Origin of the sequence: Citreicella sp. C3M06 (assembly GCF_018860705.1) — a bacterium.
Lineage (GTDB): Bacteria > Pseudomonadota > Alphaproteobacteria > Rhodobacterales > Rhodobacteraceae > Salipiger.
On record NZ_JAHKQA010000007.1, the window covers coordinates 160,963 to 179,256 of the forward strand.

Consider the following 18,294-nt stretch of genomic DNA (forward strand, 5'->3'; position numbering starts at 1 on the left):
TCTGGCGTTGTGGATCGGGATCGTCGGCGTTGTCTACTGGCTGCTGCTGGCCAAGCCGCTGAGCGGGCTTGATGCCATTGCCAACTGGGGGCTGTTCGCGCTGATCCCGGCGCTGACGGTGCCGTGGTGGCTGATCGCCGCGCCAAAGAACGGGCTGCGCCTTGGTGGTGCGCTGGGGGTGTGGTCTAGCCGCTGCTCTACGTGCCTTATGCGCTGAAACGCAAAACGCGGCCCCGAATGGAGGCCGCGTTCATCAATTCCGATGCCCCGAGGGGCGGGAATGGCTTAGGCGAGGGCGAGGTTCGACGCCGACTCACGGCCGTCACGGCCGGATTCGATGTCAAAGGTCACCTTCTGGTCGTCCCGCAGGCCGGTCAGGCCAGCGCGCTCAACAGCAGAGATGTGCACGAACACGTCCTTGCCGCCGTTGTCGGGTGCGATGAAGCCGAAGCCTTTGGTGGTGTTGAACCATTTCACGGTGCCAGTGGCCATGTGATGTCTCCTTGGTAGTCTGCCCGCAACATGCGGCAGCTTGGCATTGTCAGTCTGGATCGATAGCCTGAACGCCGTTTGAAGGGAGACAGAGGTCGACAAAGATAGAGGTCAGCAAGGGCTACCTACGCGCAACGGCTGAGTCGGGCAAGCATTCTTTTCAGGCCACCTAAAAATTGGGCGAACTTACTCTGACAGGCCGTCTTCGTTCAGCAGATGGCGACCTTGGCGGTCTTCGACTTCGATCACCCACAGGTCGGTGTCAAAGCCACGCTGGCGCGCGATGGCCGCATCGACCTCGCGCTCGTCGCCGCTGGCAAGCTCTGTCCAGTTGCGCGCACCGGTCATCAGATCAAAGCCGCGGGTGAAGGCGCGGGCCTTGCCGTCAAGCGTGGCGAGCTTGATCAGCACCGCGCCCGCGGTGTCATCGCCATGGGCCGTGACGTAGGCCGGGATCAGGGCCAGCGACAGCCGCGCAAGATAGGCATCGACCCAGAACCGCGTGGTCAGGCGCGCCAATCAGTTGCCGTCCTTGAAATCGAGCCCCATCTCGGAATAGCGCTCGGCCTCTTCGAGCCAGTTTTCGCGCAGCTTGACCTGAAGGAACAGGTGCACCTTGCGGCCAAGGAATTCCTCGATGTCGGCGCGGGCGGCCTGCGACACCGCCTTGATCGTCTCGCCCTTCTTGCCTAGAACGATGCCCTTGTGGCCATCGCGCGACACATAGATCATCTGGTCGATGCGGGCGGAGCCGTCTTCGCGTTCCTCCCACGCTTCGGTTTCGACGGTCAGCTGGTAGGGCAGTTCCTGATGCAGGCGCAGGGTCAGCTTTTCGCGGGTCATCTCGGCGGCGATCATGCGCATGGGCAGATCGGCGATCTGGTCTTCGGGGTAAAGCCACGGACCGGCGGGCACGGCTTGCGCCAGCCATTTGCGCAGCTGCTCAACGCCATGGCCCTTTTCGGCAGAGATCATGAAGGTCTCGGCAAAGGGGTAGGCTTCGTTCAGGGATTGGGTCAGGGCCAGCAGGCGCGGGGCTTCGACCCGGTCGATCTTGTTGATCGCCAGCGCGACCTTGCTGCCCTTGGGCAGTTCGCCCAGTCCTTCGAGGATGGCTTTCACCCCGTCGGTCACGCCGCGATGCGCCTCGATCAGCAGAACAGTGATGTCGGCATCGGCGGCGCCGCCCCACGCGGCCTTGACCATGGCGCGGTCGAGCCTGCGGCGCGGTTTGAACAGGCCGGGCGTGTCGACGAACACCAGCTGGCTGTCGCCTTCCATCGCGACGCCGCGAATGCGGGTGCGGGTGGTTTGAACCTTGTGGGTCACGATCGACACCTTCGCGCCGACCATGCGGTTCGTCAGCGTCGACTTGCCGGCATTCGGCTCGCCGATGAGGGCGACGAATCCGGCGCGGGTTTGTGTGGTTTCGGTCATGTGATGGGTCCGATGCTGAAAGATCCGTCAGCACATAGTGCTTTTCGCGGTGCAACACCATATCTGCAGGAACGCTCCGGACCCGAGTCGTGTTTGATCAGCGGGCCGGGGGCATTTTGCGCAAGGAGCGCGGGTATGAAACCACTTTTGACAGCAGCAATTCTTGTGACCATGGCGGGTGCGGCCTTGGCTCAGGATCTTTTTGTGCCAACCATCCACGCGCGGCAGATGGATGGCAGCTACAAGTCCTACCCGATCAAGGGCGCCGAGGATGGCATGGACCGGGACGCCTGCGACCGTCAGGCCCGCAGCTGGATTCAAAAGAACCGCGCCGCGATTCAGGCGGCGGACAATTCGATGTCGGCGCCCGGCAGCGGCAACGCCATTCAGGTGATCTGCGAAGGCAAGGGCTGACGCGCCCGCAGCAGCGTGTAAATCCCGCTGGTTACGATCAACAGCCCGCCGGCGAGGGTCCATAGGTCGGGGCGCTCGCCAAAGAACACGTAGGCAAAGCCGAGAGCCACCAGAAGCCGCGAATAGCGGAAGGGGGCCACCACCGACACCTCTCCGGCGCGCATGGCGCGGGTCAGCGCGAAATAGGCGGCGGCGCCGACGCTGCCGGTCAGCACAAGACGCAACAGCTCGCCCGCCTCGGGCATCCGCGGCGGGGCTGGATCGAACGGCAGCATGATCAGCCCGGCGACGATGATCACCGAACAGCCGATGACGCCAAGCTGGTTCGCCGATACCGCCGGAGGGCTCGCCCGTGTGAACAGATCGCGCATGGCAAAGCCGACCATGCCCGCAAGCGCCAGCAGCGCATCGATTCGGAACGCATCGGGGGTGGGGCGCAGGATCAGGATGACCCCGGCAAAGCCGATCGCCATGGCGATCCAGCGCGCCGGGCCGACCCGCTCACCCAGCAACAGCGCCGCCCCCGCCGTGACCACCAGCGGCGCGGCCTGAAGAATGGCCGAGGTCACCGACAGCGGCGTCCAGGCCAGCGCCAACGCAAAGAACAGGCGGCCCATGATCTCGAAAAAGGTGCGGATCAGCAGTGTCGGGCGCAAGATCGCCGGGTGCAGCACCGGCTCGCGCGCGTGTAGGGTCAGCGCAATGTAGATCGCCGTCGCGGTGACGCCGAAGATCAGCGTCGCTTCGCCCGGCGGCAGGCCGGGGGTCACGGATTTGAACAGCGCGTCCTCGACCGCGAACAGAAACATCGAGACGCACATGAACAGTGCGCCCAGAGCATTGCCTGACAGCCGGTCAATCACCGTTTACCACGGCCAGCAGCGCCGCAGCGGCCTGTTGCTCGGCCTTGCGCTTGGCGCCGGCGGTGGCCTGTGCGCTCTCGCCGGTGGCCAGTCGGGATTCGATGGTAAACACCGGCGCGTGATCGGGGCCCGAGCGGGACACCTCGACATATTGAGGCGGCGGCATGCCACGCGCCTGCGCCCATTCCTGAAGCGAGGTCTTGGGATCGCGCGCGTCATCTTCGACCCGGTCGATCCGGTCGGCCCAGAGTCGCAGAATCAGCGCCTTGGCACTGTCGAAGCCCGAATCGAGATAGACGGCGGCGATCACCGCCTCCATCGCATCGCCCAGCAGCGCCATCTTGCGCCGCCCGCCCGACATCATCTCGGAGCGGCCCAGTTTCAGCGCCGCGCCCAGATCGACGTCGCGCGCGACCTCGGCGCAGGCTTCCTTGCGCACCAGCGCGTTGAAACGCGGGGCAAGCTGGCCCTCGGAGGCGCGGCGATCCGAGCCCAGCAACGCCTCGGCCATCACCAGCCCCAGCACCCGGTCGCCAAGAAATTCCAGCCGCTGGTTGTCCTCGCGCCCGGGCGAGGACATCGACGAATGGGTCAGCGCGCGGCGCAGCCGCTCGGGATCTTTGAAGCGGTGGCCAAGACGCTCTTCGAGCGCGGCAATTTCAGCGGATCGTTTCATTGCAGCTTGTGGAAGAACCTGTCAGCCCGCCAGGTCCAGAAGTACAGCATCGAGCGGCCCGAAGACGAGAACATCACGCGCGATGCCTTGCCGATCAGGTTCGCGGCGGGCACGAAGCCGACGCCGCCCGCAGCATTGGGCACGCGGCTGTCGGAAGAATTGTCGCGGTTGTCGCCCATCATGAAATACTTGCCGGCGGGCACGGTATAGACGCCGGTATTGTCCGACCCCTGCATCGCGATGTTCAGAATGTCGTGCGAGACGCCGTTGGGCAGGGTTTCGGTCAGGCGTTCCTTTTCGCACAGCCCGCCGGTGCCGACCGGCCCGTTTGCGCAGCGTGGGCGCAGCTGCTGCGGGCCCTGCGGTGCGGCGGTTTCGGTGAACAGGCCGTTCGGCTCGACCTTGACCGGCTCGTCATTGATATAGAGCAGCCCTTCCTTGACCTGAATCCGGTCTCCCGGCAGGCCGATCAGGCGCTTGATGAAATCCGAGCCGTGCACCGGGTGGCGGAACACCACGATATCGCCGCGCTCCGGCTCCGATCCAAGGAACCGCCCGTCTTCGCCCATCCAGCCGCACAGGTCCTTGGCGTCGATGTCGATGCCGATCTGCGGTAGGCGGATCGACGGGCAGGAGGCGTAGGAATAGCCATAGGTCATCTTGTTGACGAACAGGAAATCGCCGATCAGCAGCGTGTCCTTCATCGACCCGGACGGAATCCAGAAGGGCTGAAAGAACAGCGTCCGGAAGATGCCTGCGATGAGCAGCGCATAGACGACCGTCTTGATGGTCTCGACGATGCCGCCCTGTTCTTTCTCTTTCGCCATGAAGCTCAGCCCCTGATTTCACGCAGTCTGATGCGCAAAATGCGCCTCGGCTTCATGGGCGGCAGGCCCCGGAGTGTCAAGACACAGGCCCGCGTGGCATGCCGTCGCGACGGCAGGGCTCGATTGTCGCGCGCTGCGGGCTAGATCGCGGCGCGAACCTGCGAAATCCTGCGTGCGGCAGTTGTGACCGGCGCCCGCGCTTGGCATCAAGGATGTGCAACAATCGAAAGGAGGCGCGCGTGAGTGTCCAGACCACGGATCCGAGCGATCTTTTCATCATCGGTGGCGGCATCAATGGCTGCGGCATTGCCCGCGATGCGGTCGGGCGCGGCTATAGCGTGACATTGGCCGAGATGAACGATCTGGCCTCGGCGACCTCGTCGGCGTCGACAAAGCTGTTCCACGGCGGGCTGCGCTATCTGGAGTATTTCGAATTCCGCCTCGTGCACGAAGCGCTGGCCGAACGCGAGGTGCTGATCCGCGCCATGCCTCACATCGCCTGGCCGATGCGGTTCGTGCTGCCCTATCATCCCTCGATGCGCTTTGAAAACGACACGCCCACCTCAAAGCTGCTGACCACGGTGATGCCGTGGATGAAGGGGCGGCGCCCGGCGTGGCTGATCCGGCTCGGGCTGTTCATGTACGACCATCTCGATCTGGGAAAGCGCAAGATCCTGCCCGGAACGGCGCGGCTGGATCTGCGCAGCGCCCCCGAGGGCGCGCCGCTACAGGACCGGTTCGAGACGGCCTATGAATATTCCGATGGCTGGGTACAGGATTCGCGGCTCGTGGTGCTCAATGCCCGCGACGCCGAAGCGCGGGGCGCGCAGATCCTGACCCGCACCAAGGTGGTCTCTGCCGCCCGCGAAGACGGGCAGTGGCGGATCGACTTGCAGGACACAGAAACTGGCGCGACGCAGACCCGCTATGCCAAGATGCTGATCAACGCGGGCGGGCCGTGGGTTGGCGACATCATTCACGAAAAGGTGCATCTGAACGTGCGCGAAGGCGTACGGCTGGTGCGCGGCTCGCATATCGTCACGCGTAAGCTTTACGATCACGACAAGTGCTATTTCTTTCAGGGCACCGATGGGCGGATCATCTTTGCCATCCCTTATGAACAGGATTTCACCCTGATCGGCACCACCGACGCCGAGCACACGGATGCCAACGAGGCACCGGTCTGCACCCCCGAAGAGCAATCCTACCTGATCAATTTCGCCAATCATTACTTCAAGCAGCAGCTGAGCGATGCGGATGTGGTCTGGACCTATTCCGGCGTGCGCCCGCTATATGACGACGGCGCCAGCAGCGCCACGGCGGCGACGCGGGACTACACGCTCAAGGTCGAGGCGAGCGGCGGCGCGCCGATGCTCAACGTGTTTGGCGGCAAGATCACCACCTATCGCCGCCTTGCCGAAAGCGCGCTCGACAAGATCGACGCCGCGCTCGGGCGCAGCACCGAAAAATGGACCGCCGAGGCGTCGATGCCCGGCGGCGATTTCCCGGTCGACGGGGTGGCTGCGCTGATCGCATCGCTGCGCGAGGCACATCCGTTCCTTGATCAGCGCTGGGCGAGGCGGCTGATGCGAACCTATGGCACCGACGCGCGGGCGATCCTTGGGGTGTCGACCGGGGCCGAGGCGCTTGGAGAGGATTTCGGCGCCACCCTGACCGCCGCCGAGGTAGACTGGCTGATGGATCGCGAATACGCCCGCACGCCGCAGGACGTGCTGTGGCGACGCACCAAGCTTGGCCTGTCGATGCCCGAGGAGGGGCTGGCACGGCTTGGGGACTATATGGATGCCCGTCGCGCACGGGTCTGAAGGGGGGAGACCGCAATGAGCTATATACTCGCCATCGACCAAGGCACCACGTCGAGCCGGGCGATCCTGTTTGACGAGACTCTGAAGATCGCCGCCGTCAGTCAGGAAGAATTCACCCAGCATTACCCCGATTCAGGCTGGGTCGAACATGATTGCATGGATCTGTGGACCAGCACGGCGGCCACCTGCCGGGGGGTGATGGAAAAGCATGGCGTCAAAGCGCGTGACATTGCCGGCATCGGCATCACCAACCAGCGCGAAACTACGCTGGTCTGGGATCGCAAGACCGGCAAGCCAATCCACAATGCCATCGTCTGGCAGGATCGGCGGACCTCCGATTTCTGCAAGAAGCTCAAGGCGCAGGGCCATGAGGAAACGGTGACCCGCAAGACCGGGCTGCTGCTCGACCCGTATTTCTCGGCCACCAAGGTTGCTTGGCTGCTCGACAATGTCGAGGGCGCGCGGGCGCGGGCCGAAGCGGGCGAGCTGGCCTTTGGCACCGTCGATTCGTGGCTGGTCTGGAACCTCACCGAAGGCCATGTGCATGTGACCGATGCCACCAACGCCGCGCGCACCATGCTGTATGACATTCGCCACGGGCGCTGGTCCTCGACCATGTGCGAGATGCTGGGCATCCCGATGTCGATGCTGCCCGAGGTCAAGGATTGCGCCGCCGATTTCGGCATGGCGCGGGCGGATCTGTTCGGGGCCGAGATCCCGATTCTGGGCATCGCCGGCGATCAGCAGGCGGCGACAATCGGGCAGGCGTGTTTCCGGCCCGGAATGCTCAAATCCACCTATGGGACGGGGTGTTTCGCGCTGCTCAATACCGGGGACGAGATGGTGACATCGAAGAACCGGCTGCTGACCACCATCGCCTATCAGCTCGATGGCAAGCGGACCTATGCTCTGGAAGGGTCGATCTTTATTGCCGGCGCGGTGGTGCAATGGCTGCGCGACGGGCTGAAGATCATCCGCAGCGCGTCTGAATCCCAGCCGCTGGCGCAAAGCGCCGATCCGTCGCAGTCGCTTGTCATGGTGCCGGCCTTCACCGGGCTTGGCGCGCCCTACTGGAACGCCGAATGCCGGGGGGCGGTGTTTGGCCTGACCCGCAACAGCGGCCCTGCCGAAATGGCCCGCGCCGCGCTGGAATCGGTCGGCTACCAGACCCGCGATCTGCTGGATGCGATGCACGCCGACTGGTCATCCGATGCCGACGATCCCACGCTGCGGGTCGATGGCGGCATGAGCGCCAGCGATTTCGCCATGCAATTCCTTGCCGATATCACCGGGGCGGCTGTCGACCGGCCCAAGGTGCTGGAGACCACCGCCATGGGCGCGGCGTGGCTGGCGGGCCAACGGGCGGGTCTTTACCCGGACATGGACGGCTTCGCCAAGACATGGGAGCTGGAGCGCCAGTTCGACCCTGCGATGGACGACGCCACCCGCGAGGACAAATACGCGGCATGGAAGCGCGCGGTGAAGGCGGCGCAGGCGTTCTGACGCTCTTGACAAGGCCGCGAGGCGCGCGCGTTCTGCCGGGGCGAAGCAGAAAGGCCCGGCACCATGCAGACAACCCGCGGCGGCAAGACCGTCTTTGGCGCGACCCTTGGCATTCTGATGCTGGAAACGCGCTTTCCGCGCATTCCCGGCGATATGGGCAACGCGCTGACATGGCCTTTTCCGGTGCAATACCGGGTGGTGCGCGGCGCCTCGCCCGACAAGGTGGTGCGGCAGGATGCGCGGGTTCTGGTGGATCTGTTCATCGAACAGGCGCAGGATCTGGTGGCGCATGGCTGCGACGGCATCACCACCAATTGCGGCTTTCTGGCCATCGTGCAGGATAAGATCGCCCGCGCCGTGCCGGTGCCGGTCGCGACCTCGTCGCTGATGCAGGTGCCGATGGTGCAGGCGATGCTGCCGCCGGGCAAGCGGGCGGGCATTCTGACGATCTCGAAATCCACGCTGACCAACCGGCATTTGGCGGCGGCGAACGTGCCGCTCGATACGCCCGTCTGGGGCACCGAGGGCGGGCGAGAGTTCACCCGGGCGATCCTTGGGGATGAGCCCGAGATCGACTTTGCCGTCTGCCGCGCCGACATGATCGACGCAGCCCGGGATTTTCACGCGGCGCACCCAGAGCTGGGCGCGATCGTGCTGGAATGCACCAATATGGTGCCTTACGCGGCGGATGTGCGGCGGGTCACCGGGCTGCCGGTGTTTTCGATCTACAGCTTTGTGCAATGGTTCCAGCAATCGCTGATGCCACGGCGGTTCCCCGACGCGCTGGACGATCCGCGCTATTAACCCATCAGGGCGCGGCGCAGCAGGTTCAACCCCGCCAGCAGCAGCACCCACAGCGTCATCTTGCGAAACAGCGCCTGATCGATGCGGTCATGCACCTTCATGCCCAGCCACATGCCGGTCAGTCCCGGAATCAGCAGCAGCGCAGAGAATTGGGCGGTCTGTGCGTTCAGCACTCCCGAAGTGACATGCGCGCCGGTCAGCGCCACCGCGCCCAGCCCGTAGATGACCCCTTGAACCCGCACCTGTTCGCGCTTTTCCGTGTCGATCGCCGTCAGATAGGCCACCACGGGCGGCCCCCAGACCCCTGACATGCCACCGAGGAACCCGGCGATTGCGCCAACCGCCGCCTCGATGGGGCGGCTCGGGCCATTGGGCAGATGCGCCTTCCAACCGGCGAGTTGCATCACGCAGAACAACACCACCGGCGCACCGATCATCCCCAACAGCACATTCGCCGGTAGCACCGCCACCAGCTGCGAAGACAGCAGCAGGAACACCAGCCCCACCCCAAGGAACAGCCCGAAGCGCTGCATCGACGCCATCGCTGCGCGCCAGCCCTGCTGCAACGCCTGTACCGCGTTGGTGGCCAGAGCCGACAGGATCAGCCCGGCCAGTGCCAGCTCTGGCGGCAAAAAGCTCGACAGACCGGAGATGAGGATCATCGGCATGGCGAAGCCGACCATGCCCTTCACGAGGCCCGCCAGTGCTGCAATTGCGAAAGAAAGCGCAAGCAGGGAGGGCGAAATCAGAGTAAGTATAGTGTCCATGGCCCGCTGTTAACATGGGCAGAATCCGCGCGCCTTCGAAATCGACCGCGAAATATTAGAACACATGTCAGTGCTCACTTGAATTTTTATTGCGCTGCAGCTGCAAAGTGGCTATCCCCGGTGCGACCCTAGAGGAAGGACTTGAATCATGGCACATGACGGAGCCGACCTGGCAATGGGCCAGGGCATCCTGCTGGACGATCTGCTGAGCCTCACCGATGCGGCCATCGCCCCCGCCGAGGCGGTTCTGGAGGCGGCGCGCGCCTCGGTACGGGCCATGACCGAAGACGGCGGGCGCGTGTCGAGCCGCCTTGTCGAAGCGAACCAGTTCGCGGCCCATGGCCTTGCGTGGCTGGCCACCTATGTCGAATCGCTGCGCCAGATGCAGTACTGGGCCAACAAGTTGACCTCCGAGGCCAGCTTTGGCGAGATCGAACAGATCATCCAGCAGATCGCCTTTGGCGAATACCTCAGCCAGATCGCCGGCGGCATTCAGATGAATCAGGGCGAGATGGTGCGGCTTGGCGATCTGGGCCTTGCGCCGGATGTGCTGGCCGGGTTCCGCACCCCCGCGGTCGAGCTGCTGATGGCGCGCGGCAACACGCAGGGCGCGCGCAGCCGGCTGGTCGAACTGATGCAGGAACGCTCGGCCGAGATCACCGTGGGCAAGACCGGGCTCGACGACGAGCTGGAAATGATCCGCGAGCAGTTCCGCCGCTATGCCGTCGACAAGGTGGAACCCTTTGCCCATGACTGGCACCTCAAGGACGAGCTGATTCCGATGGAGATCATCGAGGAGCTGGCCGAGATGGGCGTCTTTGGCCTGACCATTCCCGAGGAATACGGCGGCTTCGGCCTGTCCAAGGCGTCGATGTGCGTGGTGTCCGAGGAATTGTCGCGCGGCTATATCGGTGTCGGCTCGCTGGGCACCCGGTCGGAAATCGCCGCCGAGCTGATCATTGCGGGCGGCACCGAAGAGCAGAAGCGGAAATGGCTTCCGGCGCTGGCCTCGGGCGAGACCCTGCCCACGGCGGTGTTCACCGAACCCAACACCGGCTCGGATCTTGGCGCGCTGCGCACCCGCGCGGTGAAGGACGAGAACGGCGACTGGGTCATCACCGGCAACAAGACATGGATCACCCACGCCGCGCGCACCCATGTGATGACGCTGCTGGCCCGCACCGACCCGTCGAGCGACAATTACAAGGGTCTGTCGATGTTCCTTGCGGAAAAGACGCCGGGCGACGATGCCAACCCGTTCCCCACCGAGGGCATGACAGGCGGCGAGATCGAGGTGCTCGGCTATCGCGGCATGAAGGAATACGAGCTCGGCTTTGACGGTTTCAAGGTCAAGGGCGAGAACCTTCTGGGCGGCGAAGAGGGCAAGGGCTTCAAGCAGCTGATGGAGACCTTCGAATCCGCCCGTATCCAGACCGCCGCCCGCGCCATCGGCGTGGCGCAATCGGCGCTGGATGTCGGCATGCAATACGCCGAAGATCGCAAGCAGTTCGGCAAATCGCTGATAGAGTTTCCGCGCGTGTCGGGCAAGCTGGCGATGATGGCGGTCGAGATCATGATCGCGCGCCAGCTGACCTATTTCTCGGCCCGCGAGAAAGACGAGGGCATCCGCTGCGATCTCGAGGCGGGGATGGCCAAGCTGCTGGGTGCGCGCGTGGCATGGGCCAATGCCGACAACGCGTTGCAGATCCATGGTGGCAATGGTTTTGCGCTGGAATACAAGGTCAGCCGCATCCTGTGCGATGCCCGCATCCTGAACATCTTTGAAGGGGCCGCCGAAATTCAGGCGCAAGTGATCGCCCGCCGTCTGCTGGGCTGATCGTCCAGATACCAAAGCCCCGCGTCCCTGTCCGGGGCGCGGGGCTTTTCATGCGGTCAGCTGATGTGAGTGTCAGTCAAAGGTGCCCGCGACCCGGCCCAGCAGCATGAAGGCCCGCGACGAGCGGGTGTTGGCCAGTTCGGACAGTTCGGCATCGCTTGCCTCGGGGGCAAAGCGCGCCACCGCGCGGTCGAACAACCGCAGGAAATGATGCGCCGCATCGCGAAAGATCGGGTCCTGCTTCATGCGCCCGGCGGTCAGCGCCAGCGATGCGCGGTCGCGCACGCCGCCAAGCGCCGCGATCTCGCGCCCGCGCGTACCGGCGGCAAAGGCGCGCCAGATCTCGGTGCGGGCCAGATCGGGGCGCAGATCGTCCATGTAGATGCCATCCTGCGACAGCAGCGTCAGCACGTCCTGCGCGGCCTGAATGAGCTGAGCGGCGGGGCGGTCCTTGAGCGCCCGGCGCAGCGCGGCAAAGCCTTCTGCATCCTCGGCGGTTTCGGGGAAATTCAACGCGCGGATGAGATCGCTGTTGGGCAGCGGCGGTTGCAGCGCATCGGCAGGTGTGCCCAGCGACAGCGTCGCCTGATCCTCGGGCTGCGGTTGCCCCGGGGCAGGGGCCGCGGGCACGGCGCTGTCGACCGCGCGCTGCGAGGTGATCATCGCCAGCGTGGCTTCGGTCTTGCGCTGCGAGGCGACCAGCTCGTCAAGCTTGCGGGCGATGTTTCCGCCCTGCGGTTCGGTGCGCCCGGTCTGCGCCTGCGTCAGGTAGGCGGCGCGGATGGCGTCGATGGCCGCGTGCAGCCGGGCGCTTTCATCGCGCATCACCCGGGCCGCGCGCATGGTGCTGGCCGCGACCCAGATCATCGCCACCGGCAGGAACACCACCATCACCGTCAGCACAAAGCGCAGCCCATCGACCCCTTCGCCGCCGTACAGCAAGAAGAACGCCCCCGACAGCAGCAGCCACAAGACGCTGAGCAGCAGCGCCGTAATGTCTACTGCGGCAGGGCCGCGTTTCTCCGCCGGATCATAGATCCCGATCGGGGTCTTGCGAAGATCGTTGCTGTCGGCCATGGCCAGACCCTACTTGTAAGAGATGCTGAGGATCTCGTAGCTTTTCTCGCCGCCCGGGGTGCGGACCTCGACGCTGTCACCTTCTTCCTTGCCGATCAGGGCGCGGGCAATCGGCGATTTGATGTTGAGAAGACCCTTTTCGATGCTGGCTTCGTGTTCGCCGACAATCTGCCAGGTCTTTTCCTCGTCGGTGTCTTCATCGACCAGCGACACGGTGGCGCCGAACTTGATCGGGCCGGACATCTTGGCCGGGTCCACCACCTCGGAGAGGCTGATGATCGCCTCGATCTCCTTGATGCGGCCCTCGATGAAGCCCTGCTTTTCACGGGCGGAATGGTATTCGGCGTTCTCCTTCAGGTCGCCAAGCTCGCGCGCCTCGGCGATCGCCCGGATCACGGACGGGCGCTCCACGGACTTGAGCTTCTTCAATTCGATTTCAAGCGCGGTGAAACCCGCGCGGGTGATCAGTATCTTTTCCAAGGAGGCGGCTCCTGAACGTACGGTTCGTGCATTTCAGTCTAGCATACGCACATAGCGTGCGCAGGTACATCTGTTCAAGTGGCTTGGCAGCTTGTCGCCTTTGTCGCAGCAATCCTAGCGGTGCAGGAGCTTTGCGCAACGACGCTGCGGATGCATTGACCAATGCCGCATCGCCGCGTTAGGTCTTTTTTGAAATAATATTGCGCGCGCCTTCGGGTCGCAGCAGAAGACCCCCGGAGGAAGCCAGATGAGCGTGATCGAGCGAGAAAGCATGGAATACGATGTCGTGATCGTCGGCGCAGGGCCTGCAGGCCTGTCGGCGGCGATCCGGCTCAAGCAGCTGGATGCGGATCTGTCCGTGGTCGTGCTGGAAAAGGGGTCCGAAGTTGGCGCCCATATCCTGTCGGGCGCGGTGCTGGACCCCTGCGGGCTGAACAAGCTGATTCCCGACTGGAAAGCCAAGGGCGCGCCGATCACCGTGCCGGTGACGCAGGACAAGTTCTACCTGCTCGGCGAAGCGGGCAAAATGAGCATTCCGCACTGGCCGATGCCCAAATTCATGTCGAACCATGGTAATTACATCGTGTCCATGGGCAACGTCTGCCGCTGGATGGCCGAGCAGGCCGAGGAACTGGGCGTCGAGGTGTTCCCCGGCATGTCCTGTTCCGAGCTGGTCTATGGCGAGAACGGCGAGGTCAGGGGCGTCGTTGCCGGGGTGTTCGGCCTTGAGCCCGACGGCAGCTATGGGCCCAACACCGAGCCGGGGATGGAACTGCTGGGCAAGTATGTCTTCCTCTCCGAAGGCGTGCGCGGCTCTCTGTCCAAAGAGGTCATCGCCAAATACGATCTCTCGGATGGCAAATGCCCGCAGAAATTCGGCCTCGGGATGAAGGAGATCTGGGAGATCGACCCCGAAAAGCATCAGGAAGGCCGGGTCGAGCACACCATGGGCTGGCCGCTTGGATCGAACGCCGGGGGCGGCGGGTTCGTCTATCACCTCGACAACAATCAGGTTTACGTCGGCTTCGTGGTGCACCTGAACTACAAGAACCCGCACCTGTTCCCCTACATGGAATTCCAGCGCTGGAAGCATCACCCGCAGATCGCCAACCTGCTCGAGGGCGGCAAACGCGTTGCTTATGGCGCACGCGCGATTTCCGAAGGCGGCTATCAGTCGATGCCCAAGATGGTGGCGCCCGGCGTGGCGCTGCTGGGCTGCTCGGTCGGCATGGTCAACGTGCCGCGCATCAAGGGTAACCATAACGCCATGCTGTCGGGCATCGCCGCGGCCGAGGCGGCCCATGCCGCGCTCTCCGAAGGCCGCTCGAGCGACGAGCTGACTGCCTACGAGACCGAAGTGCGCGACGGCGACATCGGCAAGGACCTGTGGAAGGTGCGCAACGTCAAGCCGATCTGGTCACATTACGGCCTGATGGGCTCGCTGAGCCTTGGTGGCATGGACATGTGGACCAACGTGCTGGGATTCTCGCTGTTCGGGACGATGAAGCACGGCAAGAACGACGCGCAAATGACCGAGCCGGCATCGCATCACAAGCCGATCGATTATCCCAAGCCCGATGGCAAGCTGTCCTTCGACCGGCTGACCAACGTGTCATTTGCCTTTACCAACCACGAGGAAAGCCAGCCCTGCCATCTGCGCCTCAAGGACGAGGGGGTGCCGGTCGCGGTCGATTACGCCAGCTACGCCGGCCCGTCGCAACGCTATTGCCCGGCGGGGGTGTATGAATTCGTCGAGGACGACAGCGGCCCGCGCTTCGTGATCAACTTCCAGAACTGCGTGCATTGCAAGACCTGCGACATCAAGGACCCGGCCCAGAACATCACCTGGACCACCCCGCAGGGCGGTGACGGCCCGAACTATCCGAACATGTAAGCCGTCCCGGCCCCGAAGCAGTGCTCCGGGGCCGATTTTATAGGATTTTGGCCCTTGCACCCGGGATATGTGTTCCGCTAAACGGGTCGACGGAGAGGTGGCCGAGTGGTCGAAGGCGCACGCCTGGAAAGTGTGTAGGCGGGGAACCGTCTCGAGGGTTCGAATCCCTTCCTCTCCGCCATAACATCAAAATGCGATCCAAGCTTATGATATTGAAATTAAATAGTAAATATTAGCATGGCGATCGTCGGTGCGCATCACTTACAGTGACTTGCTATACATTTCACTATACAAAGTGCTATACGCAAAGCTCATCTCAGCGGGGCGAGCACGGCAATCAAGAAGCGCGGAAAGCACGGAACCCTTCAGCTCTACAAGCGGGTGCCGAAGCGCTACGCCTCTATCGAGTCCCGCAAGTTCGTCTGGGTATCACTCCACACCGACAGCATGACCGAGGCCGAGACGAAGGCCGGCCCTGTCTGGGAGCAACTCGTCGCCATGTGGGAAGCGAAGCTCGCTGGCGACGACAGTGACGCCGAGAAGCGCTACCTCTTTGCGCAGGAGCTCGCGGAGATGCGCGGCTTTCGCTACCTTCATGTCTCCAAGGTGGCAGAGCTTCCCCTCGAGGAGCTGGCCGCACGGATCGAGGCTATCCCGGTCGATCGCAAAGGGCGTCCTGATCAACGCGAAGCGCAGGCGCTGCTCGGGGCGGTCGAGCAGCCGAAGATCACCGTGTCGCGTGCCCTTGAGCTTTATTGGGAGCTCGCACGCGAGAAGACCATCAACAAGAGCGACGATCAGCTGCGCAAGTGGCGCAATCCGAGGATCAGGGCGGTGAAGGCGTTCATCTCGGTCGTGGGTGATCTCGCACTTCAGGACATTACTGGCGACGACATGCTGAATTTCAGGGCTTGGTGGGTCGACCGCATCCAGAACGAGGGTTTGTCGCCCGGGAGTGCCAACAAGGACTTGATCCACTTGGGCGACGTGCTCAAGACGGTGAACCAGATGAAACGGCTCGGCCTCGTGCTGCCCCTCGACAGCCTGAGCTTCAAGGAGAGCGAGGCGGCGCAAATGCCCGCCCTTCTCGGTAACGTGGATCAGGGAAAGGTTACTTGCGCCTGAAGCTCTCGCCGGGCTGAACGACGAGGCGCGGCTCATCCTTCTGGCCATGATCAACACCGGAGCCCGACCAAGCGAGCTGGCGGCGCTGACACCTGAGCAGATTATCCTTAACCAAAGGGTGCCGCATATTTCGATCCAAGCGATCGGACGGCAGCTCAAGAGCGCCAACGCGCGCCGGACGATCCCGCTGGTCGGCGTGAGCCTTGATGCCCTGAGAGCGGCACCGACTGGCTTCCCGCGCTACCGCAAGACCCTGCCACACTGTCGGCGACCGTGAACAAATTCATGCGGACCAACGGGCTGCTTGAGACCCCAGCGCACTCGCTCTACGGACTGCGTCACAGCTTCGAAGACCGGCTTCTTGCCGCCGAGGTCGATGAGCGCATCCGGCGCGACCTGATGGGGCATGCCCTCGGACGCGAACGTTACGGGAAGGGTGCTGAGCTTGAGCACCTTCAGCGGGTGCTTCAGCCGATAGCCCTCTGAGATTTCGCCGCAAGCGCCCGTGCACGCGCCAGTGCATCGTCATGCTCGCTTGAATCGCGCAGCTCCTGCTCAAGCCGCAGAAAAATCGGCATGTATACCGTATCTTCTACGACGAGCATAGCGACCTTGTTGCGGAGGTCGTGGATGTGGGCGGTGCGATCGTTCATACCTACCCTATAGGGTTCTGATCGACGCAACGTCCGGGATTCAATGGTATCACGAAAATGTTACCCGGCGGCACAACGTGGTGCCATCGCATGTTTTATGCCGATCACATGGAACGTTCTTTCGCTCGCAGACAACTCGTTGAAAACATGTCGTCCTGCCAGACGGCCCCATCGTGGCCATCGCTATAAACAAGTCATGCAGCACGATCTGCTTCACAGCTGACACGAGGAAAACAGCGATGGCAAACAAGCCTTTTGCGGACACCGATCTTGCGAAATTCGTCGAACGCCGGGTGTTGGAGCTAAAACCCCGGAAGTCGCAACTCCAGATTGCTAACGAGACAGGTTTCGTCAACCAAAACATGGTCACGATGATCAAGCAGGGTGTGAACAAGCTCGCTCTTGATCGTGTGCCGTCGATGGCGAAGGCGCTGGATTGCGATCCCGCCTATCTGCTTCGTCTCGCACTTGCGCAGCAGGTCGGTGACACCTCGGCGCAGGCGATCATCGAGATTTTCGGCACCCCCATCACGGCCAATGAGTTGGGCTGGATCGAGGCGATCCGCGAGTTCTCGGACGATGCCGATCCGCGGCTTACGACACGCAGCAGGACGGCGCTCAGGGCCGTGTTCGGCGCATAGGCTGTCATGCCGTCGGTGGAGCTAGGAGGCGCTGTAGCACGTCTCCCTGCACCCCTGCCGGTCCTGCATATGTATATCTGCATGAAACTGGTGGTCAGAAGCCCTCGTGGTCTTGAGCAAGGAGCGCGCGGTGCGCGGCGCATCGAAAATGTTTACATAGACGACAACGAATGTTGTCATAATCTTTACATCCCTGCTTATCGACACGTCCGGAGGCGGTATGCAAAGGCTCTGAACGTTTACGCAAAGTTTCCATAAAGTTTACATCGAGGCGCGCGAAAACGTTTTTTCGACGGCTTCGTTGCCTTCTCACTGCCGGCAGCGTCAAGAAAATAGGGGGTGTCGCTGGTCGTGGGTTGCATTGAAGTTGCCAAGATAGCCCAAGATGCCGTCGCCTCGGTCGCTTCCGGTTGTGGGTATCTGGGCGCCAAAATGACGTGCGGTGTTTTGTAGAGATCGACCAGCGGAGCCATGGGTCATGGCACGGTGAGCGTTGAGCTATCTGGCGCGCAGGCTTCAACCACCCATGCCAAGGCCCTCGAGCAATTTTTTTGCCGCACTCGGACGTTTCGTCGCCGGGATTGCTATAGAGTAAAGTGCCATGTTGAAAGTGAAGGAGGTCGGCGAAGCTCATATCAATACAAGGCGAACACGCTGGACGAGATAAGAAGGATGACGATCCGCTCGCCTGCCTTCATGAACTTGAACGCGAGCTTGCGAGGTTGCCGTCACCAGGCGGACACGGCCGCGGCTATACCCAGGCAGAAATAGAAGAGGCCGCTGCAGAAGTGGAGAAGTTTTATGAGCCGGTGCAGCTCACTCCATACGATAAGGCTCGGGGGGCGCAAAAATCGGCTGAGTTAGCGCTGGCAAGCGCGGCACCTTTCACTGATGAATATCGTGCTGCGATGTCCGAGCTCGCCGAGAAGCGAAGAGTATTCAAGCTTGAGCAGCAGCGATCACTAGGTGTTTGATCCC

Annotated in this window: 19 protein-coding genes and 1 tRNA gene; 10 read left to right on the plus strand and 10 right to left on the minus strand. The window is 63.0% G+C overall.

Annotation, left to right across the window (positions count from 1 at the left end):
- The first annotated feature begins 7 nt into the window (after nucleotides 1–7).
- Nucleotides 8–217 (plus strand): hypothetical protein, encoded by a 210-nt coding sequence (locus tag KO516_RS02890; protein ID WP_216002306.1) that lies wholly within the window; start codon nucleotides 8–10, stop codon nucleotides 215–217.
- A 68-nt stretch (nucleotides 218–285) separates the two neighbouring features.
- On the opposite strand, the gene KO516_RS02895 is transcribed toward KO516_RS02890, so the two are convergent.
- From KO516_RS02895 to era, 3 genes are all read right to left on the minus strand, one after another.
- Nucleotides 286–492, minus strand: coding sequence for a cold-shock protein (locus KO516_RS02895; RefSeq protein WP_009505711.1), 207 nt, complete (start codon nucleotides 490–492; stop codon nucleotides 286–288).
- 186 nt (nucleotides 493–678) lie between these two features.
- The gene (locus KO516_RS02900) at nucleotides 679–1,011 is read right to left on the minus strand and encodes a DUF1491 family protein (protein WP_216002307.1); all 333 of its coding nucleotides are present in this window, start codon (nucleotides 1,009–1,011) and stop codon (nucleotides 679–681) included.
- Entirely contained in the window at nucleotides 1,012–1,929 is a 918-nt protein-coding gene (gene era / locus KO516_RS02905; protein ID WP_216002308.1) for a GTPase Era, read from the minus strand.
- A gap of 135 nt (nucleotides 1,930–2,064) precedes the next feature.
- Between era and KO516_RS02910 the strand changes: the two genes are divergently transcribed.
- Entirely contained in the window at nucleotides 2,065–2,343 is a 279-nt protein-coding gene (locus tag KO516_RS02910; RefSeq protein WP_216002309.1) for a hypothetical protein, read from the plus strand.
- Here the strand turns inward: KO516_RS02910 and KO516_RS02915 are convergent.
- From KO516_RS02915 to lepB, 3 genes are read right to left on the minus strand one after another with little or no spacing between them, the layout of a single operon-like run.
- Nucleotides 2,316–3,194, minus strand: a complete 879-nt coding sequence (locus KO516_RS02915; protein WP_256444142.1) for a DMT family transporter — start codon at nucleotides 3,192–3,194, stop codon at nucleotides 2,316–2,318. The genes KO516_RS02910 and KO516_RS02915 overlap by 28 nt on opposite strands.
- Nucleotides 3,195–3,198: 4 nt before the next feature.
- A complete protein-coding gene (gene rnc, locus KO516_RS02920; RefSeq protein ID WP_216002310.1) occupies nucleotides 3,199–3,882 on the minus strand; it encodes a ribonuclease III in 684 nt (227 codons plus the stop codon).
- The gene (lepB, locus tag KO516_RS02925; protein ID WP_216002311.1) at nucleotides 3,879–4,709 is read right to left on the minus strand and encodes a signal peptidase I; all 831 of its coding nucleotides are present in this window, start codon (nucleotides 4,707–4,709) and stop codon (nucleotides 3,879–3,881) included. Before lepB ends, rnc begins: the two co-directional genes overlap by 4 nt.
- Before the next feature lie 239 nt (nucleotides 4,710–4,948).
- Between lepB and glpD the strand changes: the two genes are divergently transcribed.
- From glpD to KO516_RS02940, 3 genes are all read left to right on the plus strand, one after another.
- A complete protein-coding gene (gene glpD / locus KO516_RS02930) occupies nucleotides 4,949–6,535 on the plus strand; it encodes a glycerol-3-phosphate dehydrogenase (protein ID WP_371742019.1) in 1,587 nt (528 codons plus the stop codon).
- Between the two features lie 15 nt (nucleotides 6,536–6,550).
- Nucleotides 6,551–8,038, plus strand: coding sequence for a glycerol kinase GlpK (gene glpK / locus KO516_RS02935; RefSeq protein ID WP_216002313.1), 1,488 nt, complete (start codon nucleotides 6,551–6,553; stop codon nucleotides 8,036–8,038).
- Nucleotides 8,039–8,101: 63 nt separating this feature from the next.
- The gene (locus KO516_RS02940; protein WP_216002314.1) at nucleotides 8,102–8,842 is read left to right on the plus strand and encodes an aspartate/glutamate racemase family protein; all 741 of its coding nucleotides are present in this window, start codon (nucleotides 8,102–8,104) and stop codon (nucleotides 8,840–8,842) included.
- Here KO516_RS02940 and KO516_RS02945 read toward each other — a convergent pair.
- Nucleotides 8,839–9,609, minus strand: coding sequence for a sulfite exporter TauE/SafE family protein (locus KO516_RS02945; RefSeq protein WP_216002315.1), 771 nt, complete (start codon nucleotides 9,607–9,609; stop codon nucleotides 8,839–8,841). The genes KO516_RS02940 and KO516_RS02945 overlap by 4 nt on opposite strands.
- 148 nt (nucleotides 9,610–9,757) lie before the next feature.
- On the opposite strand from KO516_RS02945, the gene KO516_RS02950 reads away from it, so the two are divergent.
- Nucleotides 9,758–11,446, plus strand: a complete 1,689-nt coding sequence (locus KO516_RS02950; protein ID WP_216002316.1) for an acyl-CoA dehydrogenase family protein — start codon at nucleotides 9,758–9,760, stop codon at nucleotides 11,444–11,446.
- A 72-nt stretch (nucleotides 11,447–11,518) separates the two neighbouring features.
- Here the strand turns inward: KO516_RS02950 and KO516_RS02955 are convergent, their stop codons facing one another.
- Nucleotides 11,519–12,523, minus strand: coding sequence for a hypothetical protein (locus KO516_RS02955; RefSeq protein ID WP_216002317.1), 1,005 nt, complete (start codon nucleotides 12,521–12,523; stop codon nucleotides 11,519–11,521).
- A gap of 9 nt (nucleotides 12,524–12,532) precedes the next feature.
- On the minus strand, nucleotides 12,533–13,003 hold the full coding sequence (greA, locus tag KO516_RS02960) for a transcription elongation factor GreA (protein WP_216002318.1): 471 nt from the start codon (nucleotides 13,001–13,003) through the stop codon (nucleotides 12,533–12,535).
- 247 nt (nucleotides 13,004–13,250) lie between these two features.
- Here greA and KO516_RS02965 point away from each other — a divergent pair, with 247 nt between their 5' ends.
- From KO516_RS02965 to KO516_RS24675, 3 genes are all read left to right on the plus strand, one after another.
- Complete coding sequence (locus KO516_RS02965; protein WP_216002319.1) at nucleotides 13,251–14,897, plus strand: electron transfer flavoprotein-ubiquinone oxidoreductase; 1,647 nt, start codon at nucleotides 13,251–13,253, stop codon at nucleotides 14,895–14,897.
- A 91-nt stretch (nucleotides 14,898–14,988) separates the two neighbouring features.
- Nucleotides 14,989–15,078 (plus strand) — tRNA-Ser (locus tag KO516_RS02970).
- 266 nt (nucleotides 15,079–15,344) lie between these two features.
- A complete protein-coding gene (locus KO516_RS24675; protein ID WP_371742021.1) occupies nucleotides 15,345–16,022 on the plus strand; it encodes a hypothetical protein in 678 nt (225 codons plus the stop codon).
- A 467-nt stretch (nucleotides 16,023–16,489) separates the two neighbouring features.
- On the opposite strand, the gene KO516_RS02980 is transcribed toward KO516_RS24675, so the two are convergent.
- Nucleotides 16,490–16,675 (minus strand): hypothetical protein, encoded by a 186-nt coding sequence (locus KO516_RS02980; RefSeq protein ID WP_216002320.1) that lies wholly within the window; start codon nucleotides 16,673–16,675, stop codon nucleotides 16,490–16,492.
- Between the two features lie 239 nt (nucleotides 16,676–16,914).
- Between KO516_RS02980 and KO516_RS02985 the strand changes: the two genes are divergently transcribed.
- The gene (locus KO516_RS02985) at nucleotides 16,915–17,316 is read left to right on the plus strand and encodes an XRE family transcriptional regulator (RefSeq protein WP_216002321.1); all 402 of its coding nucleotides are present in this window, start codon (nucleotides 16,915–16,917) and stop codon (nucleotides 17,314–17,316) included.
- The last annotated feature ends 978 nt before the right edge of the window (nucleotides 17,317–18,294 follow it).